Source organism: Acidithiobacillus sp. TH-A35 (genome assembly GCF_057473505.1).
Genome location: NZ_JBYCKR010000153.1, coordinates 1 through 6,641 on the forward strand (window position 1 = coordinate 1; position 6,641 = coordinate 6,641).

At 57.6% G+C, this 6,641-nt stretch carries 8 protein-coding genes; all 8 read left to right on the forward strand.

All coding sequences use genetic code 11. The features are described from left to right. On the forward strand, positions 1 to 317 hold a 317-nt coding region (locus AC2VNK_RS05280), incomplete at its 5' end, for an MMPL family transporter (RefSeq protein WP_486883080.1). 1 nt (position 318) lies between these two features. Beyond that, on the forward strand, positions 319 to 1,341 hold the full coding sequence (locus AC2VNK_RS05285) for a lysylphosphatidylglycerol synthase domain-containing protein (protein ID WP_486883081.1): 1,023 nt from the start codon (positions 319 to 321) through the stop codon (positions 1,339 to 1,341). 150 nt (positions 1,342 to 1,491) lie between these two features. Beyond that, on the forward strand, positions 1,492 to 2,595 hold the full coding sequence (gene hpnH, locus AC2VNK_RS05290; protein WP_291521761.1) for an adenosyl-hopene transferase HpnH: 1,104 nt from the start codon (positions 1,492 to 1,494) through the stop codon (positions 2,593 to 2,595). Positions 2,596 to 2,629: 34 nt separating this feature from the next. Next, complete coding sequence (locus tag AC2VNK_RS05295; protein ID WP_486883082.1) at positions 2,630 to 3,298, forward strand: HpnM family protein; 669 nt, start codon at positions 2,630 to 2,632, stop codon at positions 3,296 to 3,298. Further along, a complete protein-coding gene (locus AC2VNK_RS05300; protein ID WP_486883083.1) occupies positions 3,295 to 4,101 on the forward strand; it encodes an MlaA family lipoprotein in 807 nt (268 codons plus the stop codon). The genes AC2VNK_RS05295 and AC2VNK_RS05300 overlap by 4 nt, the downstream gene beginning before the upstream one ends. Positions 4,102 to 4,103: 2 nt before the next feature. Then, positions 4,104 to 4,391, forward strand: a complete 288-nt coding sequence (gene gatC, locus AC2VNK_RS05305; protein ID WP_291521767.1) for an Asp-tRNA(Asn)/Glu-tRNA(Gln) amidotransferase subunit GatC — start codon at positions 4,104 to 4,106, stop codon at positions 4,389 to 4,391. A 9-nt stretch (positions 4,392 to 4,400) separates the two neighbouring features. Continuing rightward, positions 4,401 to 5,873 (forward strand): Asp-tRNA(Asn)/Glu-tRNA(Gln) amidotransferase subunit GatA, encoded by a 1,473-nt coding sequence (gatA, locus tag AC2VNK_RS05310; protein WP_486883084.1) that lies wholly within the window; start codon positions 4,401 to 4,403, stop codon positions 5,871 to 5,873. Between the two features lie 2 nt (positions 5,874 to 5,875). Further along, the coding region (gatB, locus tag AC2VNK_RS05315) for an Asp-tRNA(Asn)/Glu-tRNA(Gln) amidotransferase subunit GatB (protein ID WP_486883085.1) at positions 5,876 to 6,641 on the forward strand (766 nt) is incomplete at its 3' end.

Below are 6,641 nucleotides of genomic sequence, written 5' to 3' on the forward strand. Positions count from 1 at the left end.
TCGTTCTGCCGCTGCTCATCGGCCTCGGCGTGGCCTTTGCCATTTACATTGTGGTGCGCTGGCGCAACGGGGTGGATGTGGCGCATTTGCTCGGCACATCCACGCCCATGGCGGTCCTTTTTAGTGGGCTCACGACCCTCAGCGCCTTTGGTAGTATGGCGGTTTCCCGCGATCCCGGTATGGCCAGTCTCGGCGAGGCACTGAGCCTCGCGCTGGCCATTGTGTTGCTGTGCATTCTGATTGTACTTCCGGCTCTGCTGCTGCTCTTCACCCAGTCACCCCGCGAAGACGGTATCGCGCAGGATGAAGGCCGCTAATTTGTTAAAACAGAAAGGTAATCTCCTGTTTCTGGCGGCTGGTCTGCTCGGCCTGGGCTTGTCTGTCTTCCTGATCGTGCAGGCCGGCGTTTCCGGCATTGTGAAATTGTTGGCGGTAGCCGGCTGGGGCCTGCTTTGGCTTCTCCCCTTTCACCTGCTGCCGCAGGCTCTGGATGTGCTGAGCTGGAAGTGGCTGCTGCGCGGTGAAGCGCGCGCGCGCTACTGGTTTTTACTATGGGTCGCGCTGGTCCGCGAGGCCGTCAACGGTCTCCTGCCGGTGGCACGGGTGGGCGGTGAAATGCTTGGTGTACGTCTCTTGACTCGCTATGGCGTGCCCGGTTATATCTCCGGGGCTAGTGTCATGGTCGAAGTCACTTTGACCTTGTTGAGCCAGTTTGCTTTCACGATCGCGGGACTCCTGGTGCTCAGTTACGAGGTAAGTGATCGTCATCTGCAACTGGATGTGGTGTTTCTTTTGGCGCTGGTGTTGCCGCTGTTGGTGGTCTTTGTCTGGATGCAGCGGCACTGGGGTTTGTTCACTGTTCTACAGATACTGATGAAGAAACTCCTGGGTGGCAAGGACCTGCTCGCGCTCATAGGCGATCCGCAATATCTGGATGCCGAAATTCGCAGGCTCTATGCCCGCCGCTGGGGCCTGCTTCCGGCCAATTTCTGGCAACTGGCGAGTCTGTTGGCAGGCACCGCGGAGGTCTGGTTTACCTTCTGGCTGCTTGGGCATCCTATTCCCTTCTGGGCGGCGCTGCTCATGGAAAGCCTGGGGCAAGCCCTGCGCAGCATGGCCTTTCTGGTGCCTGGGGGACTGGGGGTACAGGAGGGTGGTTTCATCCTTTTCGGTAACGCTATCGGTGTGGGTCCCGACTTGGCGCTGGCCTTTTCGCTGGCACGGCGTTTCCGTGAAATCGTGCTGGGCATCCCGGTACTCTTGTCATGGCAAGTATTAGAGGGCCATCATGTACACCTTCAGTGGCGGCACAGGCATGCCAATGAGGAGAGCATTTCATGATCGCCATGTCTTTTGGATATGGGTTCCGGTACCCACATTCATTCTAAACGTTGGTGACCTTGTCCCACATACGCTTTGGTATGTTATACTGGCCACAAGGTGTTGTTCATTACTTACATGCTGCGTTGCAGCGAGGCGAGGGTATTCTACATGGGCGTTCCTTTAATTCAGAGCTATCGGGTAGGACGCTACATCCTTACGCAGAAATTGCGGGGGCGTAAACGCTATCCCCTGGTGCTGATGCTGGAGCCATTGTTCCGCTGCAACCTCGCCTGCGCGGGCTGCGGCAAAATTGATTACCCGGATGAAACGCTCGACAAACGCCTCTCTGTAGAGGAATGCATTGGCGCCGCCGAGGAATGCGGCGCGCCTATTATTTCCATCGCCGGTGGCGAGCCGCTGATTCACAAGGATATGCCCGCCGTCGTGGAGGGCCTCGTCGAGCGCAAGCGCTTTGTTTATCTTTGTACCAACGCACTACTCCTCAAGAAACGTATGGATGACTATCAACCGTCCCCGTACCTGACCTTCTCGGTGCACCTGGATGGCAACGAACATCGTCATGATGATTCAGTGTGTCAGCCTGGCACCTATCAGCGGGCGGCAGCGGCGATCCGCGAAGCGGTGGAAAAAGGCTTCCGGGTCACGGTCAACTGCACCCTCTTTCAGGGCGAAGGTGCTGAAGAAGTAGCGAGCTTCCTGGATGATTGCAAGGCCTTGGGTGTCGAGGGCGTGACCATCTCGCCGGGGTTCAATTACGAGCGGGCACCGCAGCAGGAGGTCTTTATCCAGCGGCGTGCCTCACGCCAGCTTTTTCGCGATATCTTCCGTATTGGCAAGGAGCGCAAGGCAAACTGGACGTTCAATCAATCCAGCCTGTTTTTAGATTTTCTGGCAGGTAATCAGAATTATCAGTGCACCCCTTGGGGCAACCCCACCCGCAACATTTTTGGTTGGCAGAAGCCCTGTTATCTGCTGGTCAGCGAGGGTTATGCGCAGAGCTTCAATGAGTTGATGGAGACGACGCCCTGGGATAAATACGGCGTGGGGGTGAATGGGAAATGTGACCAATGTCAGGTGCACTCTGGTTTTGAACCGACGGCCGTCAATGATACCTTCATCCATCCGCTGCGAGCCTTGAAAGTAGCGTTGCGCGGTCCGCGTACGGAGGGGCCGATGGCGCCAGACATGCCGGTGTCACCGCCTCCTCAGAGTCCCAGTCACCCGGTCTTTCCATTGCGCGTCGAACGTTGAGTTAATTCCGATTCGGGATGGATCTGGAGGAATTATGCTGAAAAAATCCGTAATAACGCTGTTGGCCTGTGCGGTGACGGGTATCACCCCAGCGCTCTCTGCAGCAGCGCTGGCTGCGCCAACGGCATCCACATCTACAACGTCAACGGCCAAGACGATTGTTGCGAATACGCCGGAAGCAACCATCACTGCATTGGATGCTGTTCTCATCAAATCCATGCAGGGTGGAAGCCGATTGGGTTACAGTGGTCGTTACCGCATTGTCGCCCCGGTGCTGCAGCGCGCTTTTGATTATCCGCAAATCGCCAGTCTGACGCTGGGCGCTTATTGGGAAAAACTCAGTCCAGAACAGCAAAAAGAGTTTGTTGGAGTGCTTGCTGATTTCACTGCAGCCACCTATGCCGCGCGTTTCGACAGCTACAACGGGGAGCGTTTTGCTATCACGAAGAGCGAAACCTTGCATCCCGGTACGGAGGGGGTATTCAGTACCTTTACAGAGCATAATGGCAAGGTGCATCGTTTTGATTATATTCTGCAGAAGCAAGGGGATCAGTGGCGCATCGTTAATGTCTTCGCCGACGGGGTCAGCGATCTTGCCCTGAAGCGGGCGGAATATACCGAAACCGTGCAGAAAAAGGGTTTTGCCGCACTGGTTGCGCATCTGAAAGCACAAATCGCCGGGTACGCCAAAGGGTCCCAATGACGCGATCAGGTGTGTATTTATCGGGAGTGATGCTGGCCCTTGGAATGTTGACCTTGTCGGGATGTGCCACGGTAAATGGGCCTCAGAGCGCCGCGGAATCGCCCGCAGACCCGCTGGCGGCCATCAACAGGCCGATGTTCCATCTGAACATGGGTCTTTATGATTATGTGCTGGAGCCGCTAGCCACCGGATATAAAACAGTGACCCCGGATTTTGTGCGCGAGGGGGTCAGCAACGTATTTGCCAATGTGGATATGCCCTATATTTTTATCAATGATTTCCTGCAAGGGCGTGGTCAGCAGGGAATGGAAGATCTGAGCCGATTCCTCGTCAATTCCGTGTTTGGTCTGGGCGGACTCTTCAATGTGGCGAACCGTCTGGATCTGCCCAACCACGAGAACAGCTTGGGGGTAACGCTGGGTGTCTGGGGGGTTCCGCAGGGACCCTATCTGGTGCTGCCGTTTTATGGGCCCAGCTCACTGCGCAGTTTGCCCGGTCTGGCGATGACGATTTTTACCGGGCCGGCATATTATCTGACCAGTGCCCCGGCTCAGTGGGCCATGACGGGTATGGGAGTCATCAACAAGGGCTATGTCGAAGGGCCCAACATTCGGATGGTCCAGGATGCCGTTAATCCTTACGTGTTTATGCGTAATGCCTGGGAACAGCATGAGCAGTATCTGATTTCTGGAGGGGCTGTCAGTAAAAACCAGTTGCTGGAGGGCCTGCAACTGCCGCCACCGGTGGCCAGCACACCAGATCAAGCCACCCAGAGTCACGAGAGCAAAAAAGGAAATCCATAATCATGGCCTTCGATCACGATACCGTGCGGCGCACGGCACATCTGGCCCGTATTGCGCTGCCGCAGACAGAAATACCCGCAGTGGCGGATCAGTTAGAGCGTATCATGGCTCTGGTGGAAGAACTGCGTGCGATTGACACGAAGGGTGTCCCGACCATGGCTCACCCTCTGGATCTGGATCAGCCCTTGCGTCCGGATACGGTTGGCAATCATGATCAGCGTGAGGTGCTTATGGCCAGTGCTCCGGCGGCTGAACACGGGCTTTTTCTCGTCCCCAAAGTTATCGAGTAGGAGCTGCACTTGGAACTCCATGAATTCTCCCTGCGGGAACTCCGCCAGGGCCTGCAGGAGCTGGATTTTTCTTCTGTAGAATTGACCACAACGTTGCTAAAGCGGATCTCCGCTCTCAATCCGGCGCTGAATGCTTTTGTCACGGTTACCGAGAGCAAAGCCCTCGCCGCCGCCGCGAGGGCGGATGCGCGACGTGCAGCTGGTGAAGATGGTCCCTTACTCGGCATTCCTATGGCCCATAAGGACATCTTCTGCACTGCGGGGGTACGCACCACGTGTGGTTCAAAGATGCTGGAGCACTTTGTCGCGCCCTACAACGCCACCGTGGTTGAGCGGCTGGCGGCAGAAGGCATGGTCATGCTGGGTAAGCTGAATATGGATGAATTCGCCATGGGTTCTTCCAACGAGACCAGTTATTTTGGCCCGGTGCGCAATCCCTGGCATACCGGCATGGTGCCCGGCGGCTCTTCCGGGGGCTCCGCCGCTGCGGTGGCAGCGGGCCTGATCCCCGTGGCGACGGGCACGGATACCGGGGGTTCTATCCGCCAGCCAGCCGCCCTTTGTGGCATCACGGGTATCAAGCCGACGTATGGCCGGGTCTCCCGTTACGGCATGATCGCCTTTGCTTCCAGTCTGGATCAGGGCGGTCCCATGGCACGTAACGCCGAGGACTGTGCGCTGATGCTGAACGTGATGGCCGCGCATGACCCGCGCGATTCCACCAGCCACCCGGCCGCTGCCAGTGATTTTTTACGCGGTCTGGATCGTCCCTTGCATGGTTTGCGGGTGGGGGTTCCGGAGGAGTTTTTCGGCGCCGGTCTCGACCCCGAGGTGGCGGCCGCCGTGCAGGCGGGTATTGCGGAGCTCGCCCGGCAGGGCGCCGCGGTGCAGTCGATTCGCCTGCCTAATAATCCCCATGCGGTGAGCACGTACTATGTCCTGGCGCCGGCGGAGGCCTCCAGCAACCTGGCCCGTTTTGACGGCGTGCGCTACACCCACCGGGCGGCGAACCCTGCCGATTTGACCGATTTGTATCAGCAGAGCCGGTATGAGGGCTTTGGTGCGGAGGTGCGGCGACGGATTCTGGTGGGCACCTACGTGCTCTCTGCGGGTTACTATGATGCCTATTATCGCAAGGCCCAGCAGGTGCGCAGCCTGATTCGCGAGGATTTCCGGCGGGCTTTTGCGGAAGTGGATGTGATCGTCGGACCGACCACGCCGACTCCGGCCTTTCCGCTGGGGGCCAAAAACGCGGATCCGGTAGCCATGTATCTGGCGGATATTTATACCATCGCGGTGAATCTGGCGGGCATTCCCGCGCTCAGCGTTCCCTGTGGTTTCACTGCGGCCGGGTTGCCTGTCGGCATGCAGTTGATGGGGGATTACTTCGCCGACGATCTATTGCTCAATGTGGCCCATCGCTATCAGCAGGAAACCCAATGGCATCGCGCGCGTCCGTCCTTGCAGGCGGGGGAGGCTTGAGTATGGACTGGGAAGTTGTCATCGGCCTGGAAGTCCACGCCCAGCTCAATACCGCCACCAAAATATTTTGCGGCTGTCCGACCGCTTTCGGTGCGGAGCCTAACAGTCACACCTGCCCGGTCTGTCTGGCTATGCCCGGTGCTCTGCCGGTCCTCAATGCGGCAGCAGTAGATAAAGCTATCGCTTTAGGGCTGGCGATTGGCGCGGAGCTGAACCGGCACAGTATTTTTGCCCGCAAGAACTACTTTTACCCCGATCTGCCCAAGGGCTATCAGATCAGCCAATACGAGCTGCCCGTCGTCGGCAAGGGGACGCTGACGGTGCAACTGGCTGACGGTGTGGAAAAGGTAGTGGGTGTCACCCGTGCTCACCTTGAAGAAGACGCCGGTAAATCACTGCACGAGGCCTTTATCGGTCAGTCTGGCATCGACCTGAACCGCGCGGGTACGCCGCTGTTGGAAATCGTGTCGGAGCCGGATATGCGGTCGCCGGCTGAGGCGGTGGCGTATCTCAAGAAACTGCATGCCCTGGTGCGTTATCTGGATATTTGTGACGGTAACATGCAGGAAGGCTCCTTCCGTTGTGACGCCAACGTCTCCCTGCGGCGGCCGGGCGCGGCATACGGGACCCGGGCAGAGATCAAGAATCTCAACTCTTTCCGTTTTCTGGAAAAGGCGATTGAATACGAGATCGTTCGCCAGCGCGATATTCTGGAGAGTGGTGGTCAGATTGTGCAGGAAACACGTCTCTATGATGCAAATCGCGACG